The organism is Nostoc sp., assembly GCF_036917815.1.
Classification (GTDB): Bacteria; Cyanobacteriota; Cyanobacteriia; order Cyanobacteriales; family Nostocaceae; genus Nostoc.
On sequence record NZ_JBALEK010000016.1, the window covers coordinates 1 to 19,716 of the forward strand.

Sequence of the window (19,716 nt, forward strand, 5' to 3'; positions counted from 1 at the left end):
CCCAACGTGGCAACGACGAATGAGACGCGAAACGATGATGGTTGTTATCTTTGAAGCTCCGGCTTCAGCGAAGCAAGCCGGAGTACTTCACTTGTTGATGATCGCCTAGCTGCTTAGTTAAAAGCTAATTGCAGCTATTTTTGTAAGTGCGTAGGACTATTCCAAACCTAGGCATCCCATAGTAAAATCAGACAACACATAAATTTTACACATTCCCCATACTTACGTAATAGGAGTAAGTCTATGTTGATACAGTAACTCTATGGAAGTTACTGTTAGAGCTTGCTTATAAAAAAATTAAGTTTTTGTGATTAGGCGCATTGACAAACCTGACTGAAAATGAATGCGATCGCAGTAATTATCTAGATTTGACTAGGTTATAGTCAGTAATGGCAAGCTTCAAAATGCCAAGTGAACGGTCGGCGCCATTGCTCTAAAGATAATCTACACTCAAAGTGATACCGATCATTTGCAGCTTCTGTTATGTCCTCAACTCTAGATTCTTTGCCACCTGCGCTCGCTAAAATTGTCCAGCGCTTTCAACGCGCTTCCGAACCGAAGCGACGCTACGAACAGCTAATCTGGTATGCTCAGAAGCTCAATGAGTTCCCAGAAGCTGATAAATTACCCGAAAATAAAGTTCCTGGTTGCGTGTCTCAAGTTTATATCACCGCAGCCTTGGATGACGGTAAGGTTATGTTTCAGGGCGATTCCGATTCCCAGCTAACCAAAGGATTAGTCGGGCTTTTGGTTGAAGGATTACATGGACTAACCCCAAGTGAGATTGTCCAGCTTACTCCAGATTTTATTCAAGAAACAGGTTTAAATGTTAGTCTGACACCTTCCCGTGCTAATGGGTTTTACAATATTTTTAAAACCATGCAAAAAAAAGCATTGGAATGTAAGTTAGATTTGCCTAACTAAACAGATTAGTACAGATAATTATGGTTCTACCTCAGCAAAAACATTTGTATGTTTTACTCGATGTATCAAGGCTTCATAATTTATTTTGTCAAAGTTTTGTGTAAAGGTGAAGCTTGCCACGAAGATAACTAGAAGATTTAGGATATTTGTGGCTCACCTTTTAGCCTGGGATTGGGACGATGGTGATAAGCTCATGATCTTCATCGAGATTGAACGACTCAAAAAACACGACTTTTCAAATCTAAGATCGGACGCTGGTTAATAGCCAGTAAATATGACAGTGGCTACCCTACGGCTGCATAGGCAGTCCAAGGCGGACTAGATCAAAATGAAATAGCCCTGCTTTACTCCTCACTCTTAATAATAAATTTAGTATCATGTCAACAAATTTATTATCTCCCTCTGCTGCCATTGGCTTTGGTGGAGTAGTTCAAGAATATCTCTGGAATTGGGAAAATCAGCAATTGCGCGTTGTGTATGAAACCATAGGTAAAGGTTCACCGCTATTGCTACTACCATCTTTCAGCAGTGTTTCGACGCGTTCGGAAATAGGCGAACTTGCCAAGTTACTAGCTCCCAATTTTCAAGTTGTAGCCCCAGACTGGCCTGGATTTGGTGAATCTTCTCGCCCTAGTTTGAATTATCGACCAAAAATATATCAGCAATTTCTGGAAGATTTTGTCAAAGCTATTTTTAATACTCCCATTACTGCGATCGCGGCTGGTCATGCTGCTAGTTACGTTTTACAATTAGCTGTGAAACAACCTGCTGCTTTCTCACAGATTGTGTTGTTAGCTCCTACTTGGCGTGGACCTTTGCCGACAATGGGCGCAAGTCAACAGATAGCTGGCATAGTGAGAGAATTGGTGCGATCGCCTATACTTGGTCAAGCTCTCTACAAACTCAATACTACCCAATCTTTCTTAAGTTTTATGTACCGCCGTCATGTCTTTAGTGACGCCGCTAAAATTACACCCAGTTTCATTGAAAAGAAGTGGTACACGACTCAACAACCAGGAGCGCGATTTGCATCTGCTGCTTTTGTGACTGGTAATCTCGATGCTGTACACAAACAATCTGATTTTCTGGAACTTGTGCAGTCTTTAAGCGTACCGCTCATGGTAGTAATTGGAGAATCTAGCCCCCCGAAATCACGAGAAGAAATGAACGCTTTGGTAGCCTTACCAGGAGTGAGAAGCATTGTAATTTCTGGTTCACTGGGACTACATGAAGAATACCCAGCACTTGTTTTAGAAGCAGTTCAAGATTTTTTGTTCTCTTCAGAAAATTAAATCCTCACTTTTCCATTAAAGTATTTAAAACCCCAACAACCCCTCCCCGCTCTTCGGGAGGGGAGACAAAGCGTAGCTTTGGCGGGGTAGGGTTCTTCGGGTTTAATAAGTAATCAAGCGGACATGACATGAGACTGGGAACAATACCTGAGATTACGAATTACTGTTTTCGTAGCGGTAGCGAGGAACAAGCGGCGTTAGAAGGGTCATTAGTAATTACGAATTGGTATTAAACCCCTACCAAAACGGCCTCCCGCAGCTTGCCAATTACATCACTCAGATTACCCGTGTTCAGACGGTAACTCAGAGGATGGGCAATCAACCGTGCTGTACTTTCATACAGAGTAGCGATTTCAATCAAACCATTTTCGCGCAAAGTCCGCCCTGTGGAAACTAAATCGACGATCGCTTCTGACATTCCAGTAATCGGGCCTAATTCCACTGAACCATACAACGGCACTATTTCCACAGGTAAATCGAGACTGTGGAAATATTCACGAGCGCAATTCACATATTTTGAAGCAACTCTACCATGTGCCGGTAAATCTAAAGGCGATGTATAAGAACTGGATGCTTTTACCGCCACTGACATCCGACAATGGCCAAACTGCAAATCGACTAAGTGGGCAACTTGCGGCTGTTTCTCCCGCAGCACATCGTAACCGACAACACCCAGATGTGCCTGACCATATTCTACATAAACGGGCACATCCTGCGCCCGCACCAATAACCCTTTTGCTTGTCCGCTAATGTCAGGAATTTGAAGTTGGCGAGTTCCTGAATCTAAAAAAGCACTAAAATCTAATCCCACAGCTTGTAGCAGGCGGATGCTATTTTTAAGGAGTTCCCCTTTTGGCAATGCAACAGTCAGCATTCTTTTTCTTAATATCCTTGGCGTTCTGGCAGTTGAATAATATTGAGAATATCTCTATATGCTTACCACAAGCAGCATGAGAATTTTATTAGTTGATGATGAAGTTGAACTAACTCAACCCTTGAGTCGCTTGTTAACTCGTGAGGGTTACACTGTAGATGCCGCTTACGATGGGACATCTGGCAGCACACTTGCACAAGTAGGCAGTTATGACCTATTGATTTTAGATTGGATGCTACCAGGAAAAACGGGGTTAGAGATTTGTCAGGAATTGCGACGCCAAAGTAAAACCACTCCTGTTCTGTTTCTGACAGCTAAAGATACTCTTGATGACCGCGTAGAAGGTTTAGATGCTGGTGCAGATGACTATTTGGTTAAACCTTTTGAACTGCGGGAGTTACTAGCCAGAGTCCGCGCTTTATTGCGTCGTTCCGGTTCTCAAGCCTATGAAAGCACCACTGGACAACTGACTGTAGCTGATTTGGAACTCGATTGTGACAATCAGGTAGCCTATCGCCAAGGAAGGATAATTGAACTTTCGCAAAAAGAAAGCCAGTTGTTGCAATACTTTATGGAACACACTGGACAATTGCTAACTCATGCCCAGATTATGCAAACCTTGTGGCAAGAGTCAGAACAACCTAGTAGCAATGTGATAGCGGCATTAATTCGTTTGCTGCGGCGTAAGATTGAGGTAGGTAAAGAAACTATACTGATTCACACAGTTTATGGTAAAGGCTATCGTTTTGGTGCTTCTTCGGTGGAGTCAGTTTAGTATCCACACTACAGTAATTTGATTTTTACTAGGAGAGAAAAAATAATGGTCATCAGCCTGAAAGAACTCTTGGACGACCCAAAACTTGCAGATATTGATGATCCAGAAGAGAAGTTTATCACTAGTGGGGTAAGCTGGCAAATGTATGAAGCTTTACTAGCCAAACTAGAAGATAATTCTCATTACCGTGTCACCTATTTGGATGAAATCTTAGAAATTGTGTCGCCGTCTCTAAGACATGAAAATATCAAAAAACGTTTGGCTATTTTGATAGAACGCTATCTCTACTTAAAGCGAATTCGATTCAACCCAATGGGGAGTTCCACAATTAAAAAACAACTCAAGCAAGCTGGGGTTGAACCAGATGAATGCTACTCGCTTTACGAGCAGAAAAATATCCCAGATTTAGCTATTGAGGTAAACATCACCAGTGGAAGTATTGATAAATTAGAACTTTATCGCCGTTTAGGAGTTGCTGAAGTTTGGATTTGGCAATTCAATCGACTTAGGCTTTACCACTTGCGGGAAGAAACACCGTCTGAGTTTTTAGAGACTTACGGCTACGAAGAAATTAAGTCAAGTGAATTATTGCTAGAACTAAATATTGATTTATTAGAAAAATGTATTCAGATTTCAGATGAAATTCAAGCCATTGATGAATTTGAACGAGGTGCGTAAGTTTGGTAAAATTGCGCGTAGACGTAGACATCGCTATTTGCGATCGTTTTACAATAGCCTCATTATTCCACTTTTGGAGGCAAAGACATAACTCTCGAAGTTGATGCACAAGTAGGCATCAAAACGAGAATGGCTATATTGTGCTGTTGATTGATAAGTTTTGTTTAAGCTTTGTTAACGAAGACATAAGCTTTGTCACAAATAGATAAGCATTCTGAACGAAACAAGTTATGTTGTTAACGAACGGACAAGTTTTCGTTAATAACTGGTAAGCATGAGGAGTTTTTTGAGCAAAATATTTACTCACCTTGAAAGGGCTAGTCTTTTATACTCAACATATTTCAGCTTGTATTATTAAGATTTACCCAAAAATTGATTAATTTGAAATTGCAGTTTTTCTCGTAATTGTTGTGCCTGTTGATAGGCTACTGTACGCCCTTTGTTTGAGTGATTATCCAATTCTGCTGGTTCTAAAGGGCTAATAAAGTAACGCAGACGAGTTCTGATTGCCCAAATTCCCATTGAGGGAAACAGGAGTAAGACCAATATCAAAGGCGAGAAAGGCAAGAATGGTAATTTAACTAGTTGTTGCAATTTGGTAAAATTAACAGCCCAAGGATGCAGAAATTCACTGCCGATGCAAACTACTGGGAGAATGGGAATATGATAGCGATCGCTCAACTTCATAAAACTCACATCAAACTTTTCTAGCTGATAGCGTTTTTTCCAACCTTTCAGAGGACCGCGGATACCTTCGGGTGCATATAAGAGGATTTTATCTTGGGCGATAGCTGCCTCAAAATCATCTAATTCGGCTCGCACACCACCTAAAACCTGCGACCATTTAGGTGGTAGCCACCAAATCACCCAAGGATGCTCAAATAATGCTGGACTTGCTACGGGTTGTACTACCCATCCTTTAGCTTCACTTAATAAGTAACCCAATGTCAAAAAGTCCCAAGGAAAACACATTCCAGCGTGATTCATTGCCACAATTAATGGCCCTGTTGGCGGTAAGTTTTCGACTTGTTGTAATTCTCCCCGAAAATAGTATTTAACGATGGGACCAAGAACTTCTGAGCGAAAAGCTTGTTGATATTTGGGATCAAATTCACCAATTTCTTTTCGAGGTGAACGAAAACCCAAACGCAACCAACGACTCAGCAGCGCCAGATAAAATCCGCCAGGAATTAAAAATAACCCATATTCTAGCCAATTCCAACCATCTGGATCTGTGTGATAGTGCTGCCAATGGCGGTTGAATAAAATTAGCCAGCCTGGAGGATACCAAAGACAAAACCAATCAAACCAGCTAAATATATAGCCTTCACCTGGTAATTTTTCCAGTTGAGTGTTTAGGAGGTTTTCGGAATGTTGATTAATCAAAACAGTTAAATATTATTAGGCGAAAATTATATTAAAAATTAATTTTAGCTTTCTAGTTTTATCATTAGCATCCTACCATAGAAGTAAAATTAGCTACAGATTTGGTTGCTTAAACTAGCAATGATTTGGAAAATTTATCAAGGCAAAATATTAAACAAAACTTATTATATATAGGAATACTATTTGATTCAATAAGGTTACATAATACTATTTTGGGGTCACATATCAGACAAAATTTAATATTTATTTTATAGATGCCTTCTACGGTGAACACTGACAACAGAATATTGATGTTTCGCCAAAAGATGAAATTGATAACAACTGATGATTGTGCAAATTCTTCCTCAAGTTGGAGGCAAATGGCGAGACACCTGTCTTACTCTTCCTACTATGGAACTAGGAAAGCCAGTAAAAATTTCAGATTTAATCCGTGAACTTCGGCAGCAACTCAATGTCTCTCAGGAAAAGTTTGCAGCGAAGTTGGGGGTTTCCCTGCGAACAATCAATCGCTGGGAGAACGGATCTACAGTGCCTTCACAGATGGCACTAAAGCTAATCGAAGAAATGTTAGAGAAAATGGGCGAACCAGGCAAAAGACTAGTGAATGAGTATCTCCCGAAACCGGAGCAACGGGAGGACTTTTAAGATGATGGTGAAAGTACCCGAAAAATTTTTGATGATGCGTTCTTGGTTCATAGCTTTTGGTGTGATGATTCTGCCAGTCATGGCGGCGCTGCTGCTAACAAAACTGTTGTTGCCAGTCTTTGAGCCGAGCGTATTTACATTATTTTATGCTGCGGTGGCAGTCAGCGCTTGGTATGGCGGCATGAGACTTGGAGTGTTAGCGATCGCCTTATCTGTGACGATCGCCCTCTATTTTTTGATTGAGCCAGTCTACTCCTTGGATTTCCTCAGCCTGAAAGTCTTGGTACGATTAACCACATTCTCACTAGTATCCTTCTTAATTACTGCACTCTCTTCCGAGTTACGAACTGCAAGACGCAAGGCAGAGACAAGCCTCAAGTTGTGGCAAAATAGCGAAATGCGGTTTAGCCGACTGGCAGAATCCAACATTATTGGAGTTATCGTCACTGAGATGAACAACGGCTCGATCATCGAAGCCAATGATGCTTTTCTGAAGATGATCGGCTATACGCGAGAAGATTTTTCCACTAAGCAAATGAACTGGCGCGACATCACCCCACCAGAGTATTTTCTTTTGAGCGAACGTTCAGTGGAAGAAATAAAAATTACTGGAGTATGTAAGCCCTTTGAGAAAGAATACATTCATAAAGATGGCGATCGCATTCCCGTTTTGCTCGGTTCTGTTATTTTGGCAGACACTCAAGAAACGGTCATTGGCTTCGTTGTTGATTTAAGCGAACGCAAACAAGCAGAAGCGGCATTACAGCAAGCCAATGAGCGGGTCACACGGACTCTAGAAAACATGAGTAATGCATTTATTACTCTAGATCGGGACTGGCGAATCATCTACCAAAATGCCGAAGCAGAGCGAATTAACGGCAAACCCCGCACAGAGGTCATTGGTAAGTCGCACTGGGAGGAGTGGCCCGCATCGGTAGGCACGAATCTAGAGCGCCAATACCGATGGGCGATGGCAGAGCAAATTCCTGTTTACTTCGAGCATCACTACTACTCACCATCCCAGTATGACTTGTGGCTGGAGATTCACGCCTACCCTTGTGAAGATGGTCTTGACATTTTCTTCCGCGACATCAGCAAACGCAAGCAGGTAGAGAAGGCAGTCCAAGCAAGTGAGGAACGGCTGAGGAGTTTTGTGAAAGCGAATATAGTTGGCATTCTCTTTGGTGATATCAATGGTAGCATCACTGAAGCCAATGACGAGTTTTTGCGAATTGTTGGCTATACCCAGGAGGATATTCAGACAGGTAGATTACGGTGGTCTGATATCACGCCATCTGAGTACCAATATTTAGATGAACTCGCTATTGCTGAGGCCAGAGCCAAGGGAACCTGTACTCCTTATGAGAAGGAATGTATTCGCAAGGATGGTTCCAGTGTCCCGGTTGTAGTTGGCTATTCCCTTTTAGGAGAATCTCGGCACAAATCAGTCGCATTCATTCTGGATATTAGCGATCTCAAACAAACTAAAAAAGCGCTGAGTCAGAGTCAAGAGCAATTTCAAGCTTTTATGGACAATATTCCCGCCGCCGCATGGATTACCAATGCAGAGGGACGTGTACTTTACGTCAGTCCAACTTATCTGAGGACATTCAATTTAGCAAAAAATAAGGCAATCAATAAAAACATTTTTGAGCTATACCCAGCCCAAATCGCTCAACCCCTCCTCCATAACATTAGAATGGTTGCCCAAACTAATCAGGTCGTTGAAACCATCGAGTCTGCCCCACGCACAGATGGCACTCTGGGGGAGTTTTTGGTATATAAGTTTCCCATTGCCGACGCGTCTGGGCAACGCCTAGTAGGAGGGGTTGCAATTGATATCACCGAACGCGAACGCGCCCTTCGGGAACGTCAGCTTGCAGAACAAGCCTTACAAGAGCGTAGTGAAAGACTCAAACTGCTTTCTGAAACAACCAGTGATTTGCTTTCAACTGAGCGCCCCTTGGATTTAATGAACAGCTTATTTAGCAAACTCTCGGCGCAGATGGATTTGCATTTTTACTTTCACTATTTAATCGATACGCACGAAAATAAGCAGAAATTTCGGTTAGTAGCTTGGAATGGTATTACTGATGAAGTATTTCAAGCAATTCAATATCTGGAATTTAATGAAGGGATGTGCGGACAGGTAGCAGAAGAACGCCGTCAAATTGTGATCAATAATGTGCTGCACTCTACCCATGCAAATGCCCAGATCCTCCGTGATTTGGGAATTACAGCTTATGCAGGTCAACCATTAATTGCTCAAGGAAAGCTGCTTGGTGTCCTCTCCTTTGCCAGCCGCACCCGTACCCGCTTCACTTCTGGGGAAATTGCTCTATTACAAGCAACCTCCGATCAGGTGGCGGTTGCTCTGGAACGCGCCCAGTTAATGGCTTCGTTACAGCGACGCAAAGAAGAATTGATCCAAGCTAACCGAATCAAAGATGAATTTTTAGCGGTTCTTTCCCACGAACTCCGCACGCCGCTAAACCCGATTCTAGGATGGTCAAAGTTACTGCAAACTAAAAAGTATGATGAAGCAACCACCACTCGCGCTCTCGAAACTATTGAGCGCAATGCCAAGCTTCAAACCCAACTAATTGAAGATTTGCTGGATGTCTCTCGCATTCTGCAAGGTAAACTTAGCCTGAATATTACGCCTGTAAATCTGGTAACTGCGATCGCCGCAGCTATAGAAACTGTACGTCTAGCTGCTGAAGCCAAATCGATCAATTTGCGATTTACGATTTCAGACTTCGGCTTACCTCGGCTCCGGCTCCATCGAGCGAAGTCGAGATGCTCGGCACAAGTCGCTCAGTCGAACGATTTGGGATTAGAAAATTCTCACGAAAATTTGGATGACAATTTAAAATCCCAAATTCAAGTTGCGCTGGAAGCACACCAAAGAAACGACCCGAAATTTCTCGTAATAGGTGATTCCGGTCGCTTGCAGCAAGTTATTTGGAATCTACTTTCTAATGCGATTAAGTTTACACCCCAAGGTGGAGAGGTAGAAATCAGTTTAGAATCTATTGGTTCTCAGGCTCAACTTCGAGTGCGTGATACAGGTAAGGGAATTAGTCCAGATTTTTTACCATTCGTATTTGAATACTTCCGACAAGCTGATGGCGCAACTACCAGAAAATTCGGCGGACTGGGGTTAGGATTAGCTATTGTTCGTCATATTGTCGAGCTACATGGTGGCACAGTTCAGGCAGAAAGTTTGGGTGAAGAACAGGGAGCAACTTTTACAGTCATGCTACCACTGATCAAGATGCATCTCAATAGCCAGCAGATTGTCTATCAAGGTGATAATTTGCCAGAGCTAAATGGGCTGAAAGTTCTGCTTGTGGATGATGAGCGTGATACGCGAGAGTTAATTGCTTTCATTTTAGAACAGTCTGGCGCGGTAGTAATCCAGGCGGAATCTGCGATGGAAGCACTACGAATTATGCCTCAGTTCCAGCCAAATCTGCTGTTAAGCGACATTGGAATGCCGGAAGTAGACGGCTATATGCTGATGCGTCAAATTAGAGCTATGTCACCAGAACAAGGAGGGAGAATTCCAGCGATCGCCATCACCGCTTATGCAGGTGAGGTTGATTCTCAACAGGCAATTGCCGCCGGATTTTGGCAGCATATCACCAAACCGGTGGAGCCAGCTAAGTTACTTAGAGCGATCGCTAACCTAATTTATAGTTGTAGCAACCTCCCTTAGATCCCCAACTTCGTAAAAGTTGTCGGGGATCTGGATACCGCGAATTTTATCAAAATTTTGATACCAATTGTTAATAGAGGATCTCAATTAACTTTAGTAAGATGCAAATTATATCAATCTCTAATTTACCCATTCATCAGATACAGTATCTAACAGCAAATTCTGGTGGTATTGGTGTTATTGAGAAATATCTACCAGTTTTATTAGGAGAAGTTGATTATTTACCTAATAATTTAGAGGCAATTACTATTACTAGTGATTTACAAGGGATTGACCCTAAAAATCAACAACTTCTCGGTCATCTTGTCATAGAAGAATTAGAAAAATTGGCAGAGAACGGAAAAATTCCCTCACTAAAAAATACAGGCATTATCTTAGCAGGTGATTTATATGCAGAGGTCAATAGACGTAGTGGAGTAGTGGGGGATATCCGAGAAATTTGGCAAGCTTTTAATCGACGATTTTCTTGGGTGGCTGGTGTTGCGGGAAATCACGATAGTTTGGGGAATACACAAGAAGAAATCCAGATTTTTAAACAAAATCGGAGTATTTACTATCTTGATGGTGATATCAGAACAAATGGTGAGCTTAATCTTGCCGGGATTTCTGGTATTATTGGCAAAAAAATTAAACCCTTCAGACGGACTGAGAAAGAATTTATTAAAGCAATTCGGGAACTTATAAAGCAGTCACCAGATATTTTAATTTTACATGAAGGGCCAGATTACCCACAAGGTAATTTGGTTGGGAAAGAATCTATCCGCAAGGAGTTAGAAAAAGTCAATATAACTAAGAATTTATTAGTTATCTGTGGTCATTCTTATTGGAAAGTTCCGATGATCGCTTTAGAAAATGGTATACAAGTCATTAAAGTAGACAGTCGTGTTATCGTACTTCAGGCGAAGAAATAATATCAAGTCCTTATTAAGATATAAAATTGGGCGATCGCAGTTAACATCAAGGCAGAATTCTTTTTACATCAGAATAGGCAAGTATTTTTTCATCTACACTCACCAAAGGAACATCATACATTCTTGCTGTTGAAACGATAATTCTATCGGCTGGATCTGTATGAAATAGGACTTACGCACAGGTAACGGAAAACGAACCACAGAGGACACAGAGGTCACGGAGGAATGAGAGTTTAAGAGGGTTTTTGCGTAAGTCCTATGAAAATTTCCTGGAAATCATTGTTAACTCTTTCTATTTTTTTACATTATACCAAACACGATCAGCAATCATTTTAGTTATGTAATGTTGGGTTTCCTGACTCTACTCAACTGACGAGATCGGCGATCGCTCCTGAAGTCGAAACTACGCTTTCAGGCTGATAACGGATACCAGCTTGCTTGAAGCGATGTAAAGCTTCACCCAAGCGATCGCAGTCGGCAATCAAACTGATCCTGACATAACCTTCACCTGCAACCCCAAAGGCGTTACCTGGAGTCAAAACAACGCCTGTTTGCTGCAACACGTTCAGAGCAAAATCTGTGGAACCAACGCCCACAGGACACTTCACCCAAAGATACATTGTCGCCTGAGTTTTGGGGATATCCCAACCCAACTCTCCTAATCCTTGAATCAGGAAATCGCGGCGGGTGCGGTAGCGTTGTTGTACCTCGTGCAAATACACATCTGGCAGTTGTAAAGCTGTTTCAGCTGCTGTTTGTAAGGCGGCAAAAATGCCGTAATCTAAGTTAGTTTTCAGTGTCCGCAAACCTTGAATTACATGGCGATTACCCACCACAAACCCAACACGCCAACCAGCCATATTATAGGTTTTAGATAAGGTGTGAAATTCCACACCAATATCTTTCGCACCGGGAATTTCTAACAAACTGGTGGGTTGATAACCATCAAAAGCTAACTCGGCATAGCATAAATCATGCACCAGCAAAATTTCATATTTGCGGGCAAAGGCGACGATTTCTTCAAAGAATTCGCGCGGTGCTGTGGCGGCGGTAGGATTGCTGGGATAGTTGAAATACAGAATTTTAGCTTGTCTGGCAACTTCGTCAGGAATTGCAGCTAAATCGATTAACCAGTCATTTTCTGGTTTGAGAATCAAACTGTGGATTTTCCCACCAGCGATCGCCGGTCCCCGAAAATGTGCCGGATAAGCTGGGGAAGGAACCAGAACTAAATCCCCAGGGTTAACGTAGGCGAGGGCTAAATGAGTTAATCCTTCTTTAGAACCCAGCAATGGCAAAGCTTCGCTATCAGGATCGAGAACCACACCATAACGGCGATGATACCAATTGGTGATGGCACGGCGGAAACTAGCTGTGCCCTCAAAGGGCGGATAACCGTGATTGGCGGGATCTTTTAAAGCGGCGATCGCTGCCTCTACAACTGGTGCTGGCGTTGCACCATCGGGGTTTCCCATACCCAAATCAATTAAATCTAACCCTTGTTCCCGTGCTTTAGCTTTCAGTTCATCTAAACGGGCAAATACATAAGGTGGTAGTTTTTGTATACGTTCTGCTGGGACAATCCAATTTAAACTCATAAAACCTCGTCACTGATTCCCTTGGGCGAAACTCGATTCGTAGTGTCTCTACTATCTATAGGTGCAGTGGTGGAAACCATTGCCGCCATCAACTGTTCCAACGCGACTTTAAAGGGTAGTCGATGGATGTCAGAATTAGGAACTAGAGCAATTTCGGCGGCTGTTTGCAACTCGCCTAATGTAATATTGCCCAATCCCAAATCACTTAATTTTTGGGGTAGTCCAATTTCTGCGTAGAACTTTAACAACTGTTGTCGTGCTGATGCAGCAAGTTGATTGCCTTGTAGCATTTCTTCTAAACGCAGTTGTACCAAAATCCCAAAAGCAACCTTTTCGCCATGAATACTGCCATGCCCGGAAATATGCGTTAAACCGTTATGCACGGCATGGGCTGCAACTGTGCGACACTGCGCCCCACCAAGTCCGCCAACTACCCCGGCGAGTAACACAGTGGCATCTACGACTTCTCGCCAAACTTCACTACCTGGTTCTTTCAGGGCGGCGGCTGACTTTTGCAACAGGATATCTCGCAAAACTCGCGCTTGTTGGACTGCGGCAATAATTAAAGTATCTTGCAAATGTCCACTGCTAACTGAGGCTTCATACCACTTAGCGATCGCATCACCAATTCCAGCTACTAAAGTATGTTGTGGTGCAGTTTTAATCAACTCATAATCGAGTATCAGTAAATCGGGACAACGAGATAGCCCCACATCGTAGAGAAACGCCCCATCTTCCGAATAAACATTGGATAAGGCACTCCAAGCGGCACAGGTAGCCCCAGAAGTCGGAATTGTCACCACTGGTAACTGTAACTCCTGCGCGACTAATTTCGCTGTATCCAGGGCTTTGCCGCCACCGACACCAATAATCACATCAGCTTTATGTTCTTTTGCCGTTTTCTTTAAAGATTTCAGGCTAGCTTCACAGCAATCTGCACCATAAGAAGCTTGAACAGGATATAACTGTTGGGTTTCTAAAACTGGTTGCAAATTTTGTTGGCTGATGGCCAGAGTAGACTTACCTGCCACAATTAAGGGACGACTTCCCAAACAGGCGATCTCGGCTGCGGCTGCTTGCAACACCCCAGAACCACGAATTACTTTTGCTGGGGAAACTGTGAGCGTCAAAAATGAACTAGAGGTTTGAGTAGACAAAGAAGGTTGAGTAGAAAAACTATTGGACATATAATCTAGTTTGCCAAAACTTTGATATTTCTTAACCAAATAGACTGGTGATCAGGGATACTTGTTGCCAACCTGGTTTTTGGATAGCTCCAACCTTACACCCGGCTGATCTTGGTTTGAGCCAAGGAATGAAATAGACAAAGCCTGTTGCCGACTGATTGAGTAGTTTGACGACCTTGCTTGAATCTATGATGCCCATTGCCCTGAAATTCCGAACTATCAAAGTTTTGAATAACCTTATAACTAATTAACATTACCATTGTCAGATTCTCAAGAAAAGCGATCGAGAATTGATAATGTGTAAGTGTTCATGCTATTTAATCCAATGTTTAGAGGTTGTTTTAGAAGTGGTTGGCTGTGACTTTAGGCATTTAGATCCCCCCTAACCCCCCTTAAAAAGGGGGGAACCGGAATCAAAGTCCCCCAATTTATCGGGGAGCCACTGCGGTCTTGGGGAGCCAGTCCGGTCTTCTCCCAGGGGGAGACGCTAAAAGCGTTAGCGCCGGCGGCAAGCGAGTCCGCGTTCGCTTTTAGCGTCTCGTAGAGAGCGTCTGGGGTTTCCCCCTCCGGGTTCGGCAGTCCCTCTTTCTTGGGGCAACAAGACCGGGCTGCCTCACCAAGTGGAGGATCTGGCGTGTCTCCCCAAGTAGAGCAAGTGGCGTGGATTTAGGGGGATCTAGAACTTCTAGTACCGACAAGAGGACTTTTCAAACATCCTCTTAGCTACAGACAGATAGATATGTATGGGCGCATATTTGCACGCCACTATAAATGATTCATTTGCTTTTCCTGCAAATATTTTGCAAAATGACAACAGTGGTAGTTAGGAAAACAACTGATAAATCACAACTATCAGTACCCATTACCCGCACGCTGATCAACTTTTTTCCACAGTGGAACCACTAAAGTTTGAATATCTTAATCTAAAAATAACCATTAATGTATCAGTAAATACAAAATGATTTTTGTTATTCTGATACAAAGTAAATTATTTTTTCTTCTGGGCATCCCTTCTCTACGAGACGCTACGCGTAGCTTGCTTCCACGAAGTGGTACGGCTCCGCTCAGGGCAAGTGGGCATTGGGCATTGGGAACAGACAAGGGAAAGGCAAAGAAAAAACTTGTCCCCTTATCTCCCTCATCTCCCTCATCTCCATCTGCTTCTTAAGCGGTGGGTTTTGGCAATTGGGCGAAATTGTCTGTGTAAATTTGGACTGTGACTGGGGAATTTTGATGAGAAATGAGCGATCGCTTCACCTCACCCAAGTAAACTGGTACAGAAATTCCTATTTCCGGGTGGATGATGGTACGAGCGCGAACTGTCAAATTTTCATCTTCCCGTGTACCTGAGCGACCATAAGAAAAGAGATTACTAGCTGCTTGACGTAAAGTTGCTTCTAATTGTGTGGGTGTAATTTGGGGTGATGTGGCAATTACCGCTTGGGTTGAGCCATTGTCATAAACGAGAGTGTACCTCACTGCTCCGGGAATCACAGTCCGACTCAAAGGGACTATTGAGAGTCCAAATAAACCACCAGTCAGCACCAGCATAAAGCCAGTCGTACCCACCAGCCGAAAGCGGATGCCCCATTTGAAAATAAAAGCCAAAACTACTAAGGCAGCAAATGCCAAGGTAGCTATACCTGACCATTGGGTGTACTGAAGAAAGTTAGCTGTTGTGAGCATAAGGTTGGTTATGGATGCGTCTTTTTTTTTCGTTACCGACACACCCATTTTACCGAGAGCTTACACCGATTACCTGTGAGGTTGCATAAAACAATTTGCCCAGAGCAAGTTGTATCACGTAGTAATAGCAGGTTAAGAGACAGTCCTCCAAGAAAAACGTAAGCCTTGGCTTAGAGGTTGTTTGAAAAGTCCCCTTCTCGGTAGCAAAACGTTTAGATCCCCCTAAATCCACGCCACTTGCTCCCCAAGACCGCAGTGGCTCCCCGATAAATTGGGGGACTTTGATTCTGGTTCCCCCCCTCCAACCATTACACGTAGTATCAGTTGAGTTGGGGTTTAAATCGCCGACTCCAACTGTCTTTAATTTTGAAGTAATAAGTAATGAGTAATGGGTATTACTCATTACTCATTACTTATTATTCATTTATTTAATAATATTGATATCGTACTTATACCATAAGTAGGATTCTCCGCTTAATTCTCCTTTCTTTACATACAAAGAAATAGGTTCTGGCGGGTTACAAAGACCTAACTTAACTTCAGCAATCATGCTTTATGTTCCTTTATAAAAGTTTTTAAATTGTGCCTAACTGAGAAAAATAATAAATATACAAAAGGGCATCTACAAGAGATGCCCGTCATGTAGGAAAACCCCAAAAGGTTGTCCCTACACCTTCCCAACAATCAGCAACAGTGACTAATTAGGTAGTTAGTCACACTCACAGACGTGAATATAGTAATCTTATTAACTAAAAACTCTAGATGTCCCCAGTGCATACACTGAAAAAACTAATAGCTAATTTTGATGAGATGCAAGTTTGTCTTTTGGTTTATAACCATTTACTACTCCACAAATAGCAGCCAAAATTAACCATGAAAGGGCATTCAAACGAAAATCGAAGAGGGTTACATCTACTGTATTCAATAGAACCCACCCAACAAGGGTCAAAAGATAACTGAAAAATATCAATCTGTCTCCTGCATTTAGATATTTTGACTTTCGCAGTAATTGCACGCCTGTAATCAAAATCCAAGCTAGTAAGCCACAAAATAAAAAAGCACTAGGAAAACCAGTTTCAGCAGATAACATCAAAAACAAGTTATGGGGATGACCCAAGGCTATCTGCATCTTTGCTGTGTAAAGTGTACCAAAACTGCGTAACCCCCAGCCAGTCCAAGGATGTTGTTGAGCTAAAGACCAGGCAAATTCCCACTGAGTTTTTCGCATTAAAGCGACTGGTCTATCTGGATACATATCGTCATTTAACCTTGCCCAAAAGAATGCAGGAACTACCCGCCGAAAAATTTGAGCGACTGGTGAGGGAGCAAAAGCTGCCAAAAGTACACTAGAGACGATCGCAGCAACGCCACCGACAAGAACGCGCCAACCTTGGTAGAGTGCATAAGCTAAACAGGCAAAAATAGCGATTGCCCACCCATTGCGTGAGTTGGTGAAAATCAAGGCAATGAAATTCGCAATCACCGCCACGGTTAGGAAGAGGAGGGGGACTGGGGAGTGGGGACTGGGGAGTGAATTCTTACTAATACCCAATCCCCAATAGCCAATCACCAATCGCCATTGTTCCAACCACAACCCTAGAGCAAGGATGAAAACTATTGTGAGATAAGCTGCGAAGGTGTTAGCGTGCAAGAAAAGTGAAGCGATGCGGCCTGGTGGATTTCCCCCTGGTCTAATTGTCCAACTGAACACAACCCATACAAATTGGAACTTAAAACTCCAGCCTAAAAATAACTGTCCCAAGCCGAGAATTACCACTGGCATGGAACCGATCACCAAAACCCAAGCCATTTGCCGCAATTGGGCAAATGTTTGAATCAGAGCGCTATGGGCAGCGAAAAGTAAAAAGAATGGTAATAAATTAAATAAGCCGAGGAAAGCTGCTGTCTTGTCTTGGGCAAACCCAGCACTCACGATCATTAATACACTCAAAAGGGCAAATCCCCAGTTGAGGGGGCGGCGATTAATTTTGCGGGATTGTTTGAGCCAAGTTATTAATGAGACAAAACCGACAGTCACAGCCCCGACTAAAGGACTCAATGGGAAGATTAACAGTGCCCATAGAGAGTAGTTCCAAGCAGATTGCCAACGAGACTTGAAATAGTCAAAAACCTTGTTCAAGCTGGCTCCCAACATTCCTCACGAGTGAGGCGAATTTGAGCTAGGGTGAAGATAGTAGGGATGATTCGACCATAGTTAGTGGCGATCGCTCTCCACCCTAAATCTGCAACAAACCAAGTCCACATGATTGGGCCAATCACGGCAAACATGGTGCGGGCTGCCCCATAACGAGCTGCACTCACTGTCATCCCCCGTTGCGCCATTTGCATCGCTACATAGCTTTGAAATTGCGTTGCAGCCGCCTCTGAGCCTGTAATTGCAGCTTGTTTTGCTACTTCATAAGTAGCAAAGTGGATGGCAAATTGACGGGCAATTTGCTTCAGTACAAGTGGCTGGAGAAGAGAAGTAACCGCGATCGCACTACCGCCTTTGAACAGCAACCCCAAGGGGTCAGGCTGCAATAAAAGTGGTAGCGGTTCTTTTAGTTCTGATTTGAGCAGCTGACGTTGCACCTGTACAGTCAATTTTTGTTTTTCCTGTTCAGGTAATTTTTTCCACACCTGTCCTAGCAGATGCAAAAATACTTCTGCTTCTAAATCAATGGTTGCCAGCCGATTAGAATAGGGAATTTTTAGATACTTACATACTTGAACTAAGGCTTGTCGGTAAGTTACCTGGCCTGTGCGTCCCCGTAATACCGTCATCCCATCTGCCGCCAAAAACCGAAAGCGTCCCTCTAGTGAATCTAACCAAGCTTTGCGGTCTTGGCTTTGCACTTCGATGGGTTCGGGTGTGTGTACATAGTCTAGGGGATTGAACTTACGACTAAATAGAATTGCCGTTAAGTCTTGCAATTCTTCTTCGGTCGCTAACTCTAGTGCCGCCCTCATTTCATCCAATTTCCCATCCTCCCTTCCGTGCAGCTTTCTGTACCTTATTCTACTATTAGCTTTCAGCAGTCATCGGGAAATGTGGGTGGAAACCCCGTTTCTAGCACGGCTTTACATTGAACTAGTACATCTCACAGAATAATGACCAATATATATAAATAACTAATAACTAGGGACTATTGACTTATGACTGATATTGCTGTGATTGGTGCCGGAATCGCCGGTTTAGTCTGCGCCCAGCAGTTAAGTCAAGCTGGATATTCGGTGGTAGTGGTGGAAAAATCGCGTGGTTTGGGAGGAAGACTAGCTACACGCCGCTTGCATGGAACTTGGGCTGATCATGGGGCTTGTTACCTGAAGCCAAAGGGTGAATTGTTGGGACGTTTTGTGGAAATATTGCGATCGCGCCATATCCTCGAAGTTTGGACAGAGGAGGTTTACGAACTCACAGCAGGCGTTGCTTTATCTGAACCCAAAAACCGCAGTCCGCGTTATGTTGCACCTGGGGGAATGAGTGCGATCGCTAAATCCCTCGCCCCTGGTTTAGAAATATTCCTGAATCAGCGTGTCATCGCTATTACCTCAACTCCCGAAAATAGTTGGCGTTTGACTCTCGAATCTAACAACGAAGAATTAACAGCAAAAGCAATAGTCCTGGCCATTCCTGCGCCCCAAGCGGTGATGCTGTTAGAACCTTTGGGTGAAAGTGTATTGGATGGAGTATTTCTTGATAACTTGCGTTCTGTAGAATTTTATCCCTCAATTAGTGCGATCGCTGGATATCCATCTACATCCCAACCCCTGCCTCAGTGGAAAGCTCTAACTTTTGTGAATGATACCGATTTAGCTAAAACAAAAAGAAGCCTCTCGCTCACCCTGTACTCAGGGGAGCGATGAGGTGAATTTTTGGGCAATGAGGAAGTGACCAACAAGCGAAATTGAACGCAGTTCAATCAGTAATGTTGGTCGGTGAGGAATTGCCATCTTCCGGTCTGTCTTGAGATTGAATATATTGCTTTAAAGTCGTAATGGTTACACCGCCACAACTGGCAACAAAATAAGAGCCATT

General features: G+C 43.1%; 15 protein-coding genes and 1 pseudogene. 8 read left to right on the forward strand and 8 right to left on the reverse strand.

Features of this window, described 5'->3' with window-relative positions; all coding sequences use genetic code 11:
- Window positions 1–483: 483 nt before the first annotated feature.
- Both V7K97_RS05380 and V7K97_RS05385 read left to right on the forward strand, forming a co-directional pair.
- Window positions 484–924, forward strand: a complete 441-nt coding sequence (locus V7K97_RS05380; RefSeq protein WP_334799700.1) for a SufE family protein — start codon at window positions 484–486, stop codon at window positions 922–924.
- A 377-nt stretch (window positions 925–1,301) separates the two neighbouring features.
- Window positions 1,302–2,216: an alpha/beta fold hydrolase gene (locus tag V7K97_RS05385; RefSeq protein ID WP_334799702.1), complete on the forward strand. Its 915-nt coding sequence runs from the start codon at window positions 1,302–1,304 to the stop codon at window positions 2,214–2,216.
- Between the two features lie 229 nt (window positions 2,217–2,445).
- On the opposite strand, the gene hisG is transcribed toward V7K97_RS05385, so the two are convergent.
- Window positions 2,446–3,090: an ATP phosphoribosyltransferase gene (gene hisG / locus V7K97_RS05390; RefSeq protein WP_334799704.1), complete on the reverse strand. Its 645-nt coding sequence runs from the start codon at window positions 3,088–3,090 to the stop codon at window positions 2,446–2,448.
- A 76-nt stretch (window positions 3,091–3,166) separates the two neighbouring features.
- On the opposite strand from hisG, the gene rppA reads away from it, so the two are divergent.
- Both rppA and V7K97_RS05400 read left to right on the forward strand, forming a co-directional pair.
- The gene (gene rppA, locus V7K97_RS05395; RefSeq protein WP_334799705.1) at window positions 3,167–3,865 is read left to right on the forward strand and encodes a two-component system response regulator RppA; all 699 of its coding nucleotides are present in this window, start codon (window positions 3,167–3,169) and stop codon (window positions 3,863–3,865) included.
- Between the two features lie 45 nt (window positions 3,866–3,910).
- Window positions 3,911–4,543 (forward strand): Uma2 family endonuclease, encoded by a 633-nt coding sequence (locus tag V7K97_RS05400; RefSeq protein WP_334799707.1) that lies wholly within the window; start codon window positions 3,911–3,913, stop codon window positions 4,541–4,543.
- 354 nt (window positions 4,544–4,897) lie between these two features.
- Here V7K97_RS05400 and V7K97_RS05405 read toward each other — a convergent pair whose 3' ends face one another.
- A complete protein-coding gene (locus V7K97_RS05405) occupies window positions 4,898–5,929 on the reverse strand; it encodes a 1-acyl-sn-glycerol-3-phosphate acyltransferase (protein WP_334799708.1) in 1,032 nt (343 codons plus the stop codon).
- Between the two features lie 324 nt (window positions 5,930–6,253).
- On the opposite strand from V7K97_RS05405, the gene V7K97_RS05410 reads away from it, so the two are divergent.
- The 3 genes from V7K97_RS05410 (at window position 6,254) to V7K97_RS05420 (ending at window position 11,206) form a co-directional block, all read left to right on the forward strand.
- Window positions 6,254–6,574: a helix-turn-helix domain-containing protein gene (locus tag V7K97_RS05410; protein ID WP_334799710.1), complete on the forward strand. Its 321-nt coding sequence runs from the start codon at window positions 6,254–6,256 to the stop codon at window positions 6,572–6,574.
- A gap of 1 nt (window position 6,575) precedes the next feature.
- On the forward strand, window positions 6,576–10,295 hold the full coding sequence (locus tag V7K97_RS05415) for a PAS domain S-box protein (protein ID WP_334799711.1): 3,720 nt from the start codon (window positions 6,576–6,578) through the stop codon (window positions 10,293–10,295).
- Window positions 10,296–10,396: 101 nt separating this feature from the next.
- Window positions 10,397–11,206, forward strand: coding sequence for a metallophosphoesterase family protein (locus tag V7K97_RS05420; protein WP_334799713.1), 810 nt, complete (start codon window positions 10,397–10,399; stop codon window positions 11,204–11,206).
- Between the two features lie 365 nt (window positions 11,207–11,571).
- Here the strand turns inward: V7K97_RS05420 and V7K97_RS05425 are convergent, their stop codons facing one another.
- The 6 genes from V7K97_RS05425 to V7K97_RS05450 form a co-directional block, all read right to left on the reverse strand.
- A complete protein-coding gene (locus V7K97_RS05425; RefSeq protein ID WP_334799714.1) occupies window positions 11,572–12,804 on the reverse strand; it encodes an aspartate aminotransferase in 1,233 nt (410 codons plus the stop codon).
- A complete protein-coding gene (locus V7K97_RS05430; protein WP_334799715.1) occupies window positions 12,801–13,991 on the reverse strand; it encodes an iron-containing alcohol dehydrogenase family protein in 1,191 nt (396 codons plus the stop codon). Before V7K97_RS05430 ends, V7K97_RS05425 begins: the two co-directional genes overlap by 4 nt.
- A 31-nt stretch (window positions 13,992–14,022) precedes the next feature.
- Complete coding sequence (locus V7K97_RS05435; protein WP_334799717.1) at window positions 14,023–14,190, reverse strand: hypothetical protein; 168 nt, start codon at window positions 14,188–14,190, stop codon at window positions 14,023–14,025.
- Window positions 14,191–15,155: 965 nt separating this feature from the next.
- Window positions 15,156–15,677: a Ycf51 family protein gene (locus V7K97_RS05440; RefSeq protein WP_334799719.1), complete on the reverse strand. Its 522-nt coding sequence runs from the start codon at window positions 15,675–15,677 to the stop codon at window positions 15,156–15,158.
- 796 nt (window positions 15,678–16,473) lie between these two features.
- The gene (locus V7K97_RS05445; protein WP_334799720.1) at window positions 16,474–17,832 is read right to left on the reverse strand and encodes an O-antigen ligase family protein; all 1,359 of its coding nucleotides are present in this window, start codon (window positions 17,830–17,832) and stop codon (window positions 16,474–16,476) included.
- A complete protein-coding gene (locus V7K97_RS05450; protein WP_334799722.1) occupies window positions 17,814–18,656 on the reverse strand; it encodes a YaaW family protein in 843 nt (280 codons plus the stop codon). Before V7K97_RS05450 ends, V7K97_RS05445 begins: the two co-directional genes overlap by 19 nt.
- Window positions 18,657–18,833: 177 nt before the next feature.
- Here V7K97_RS05450 and V7K97_RS05455 point away from each other — a divergent pair.
- Window positions 18,834–19,493 (forward strand): annotated as a pseudogene (locus V7K97_RS05455) (NAD(P)/FAD-dependent oxidoreductase); the annotation flags it as partial.
- Window positions 19,494–19,716 lie beyond the last annotated feature (223 nt).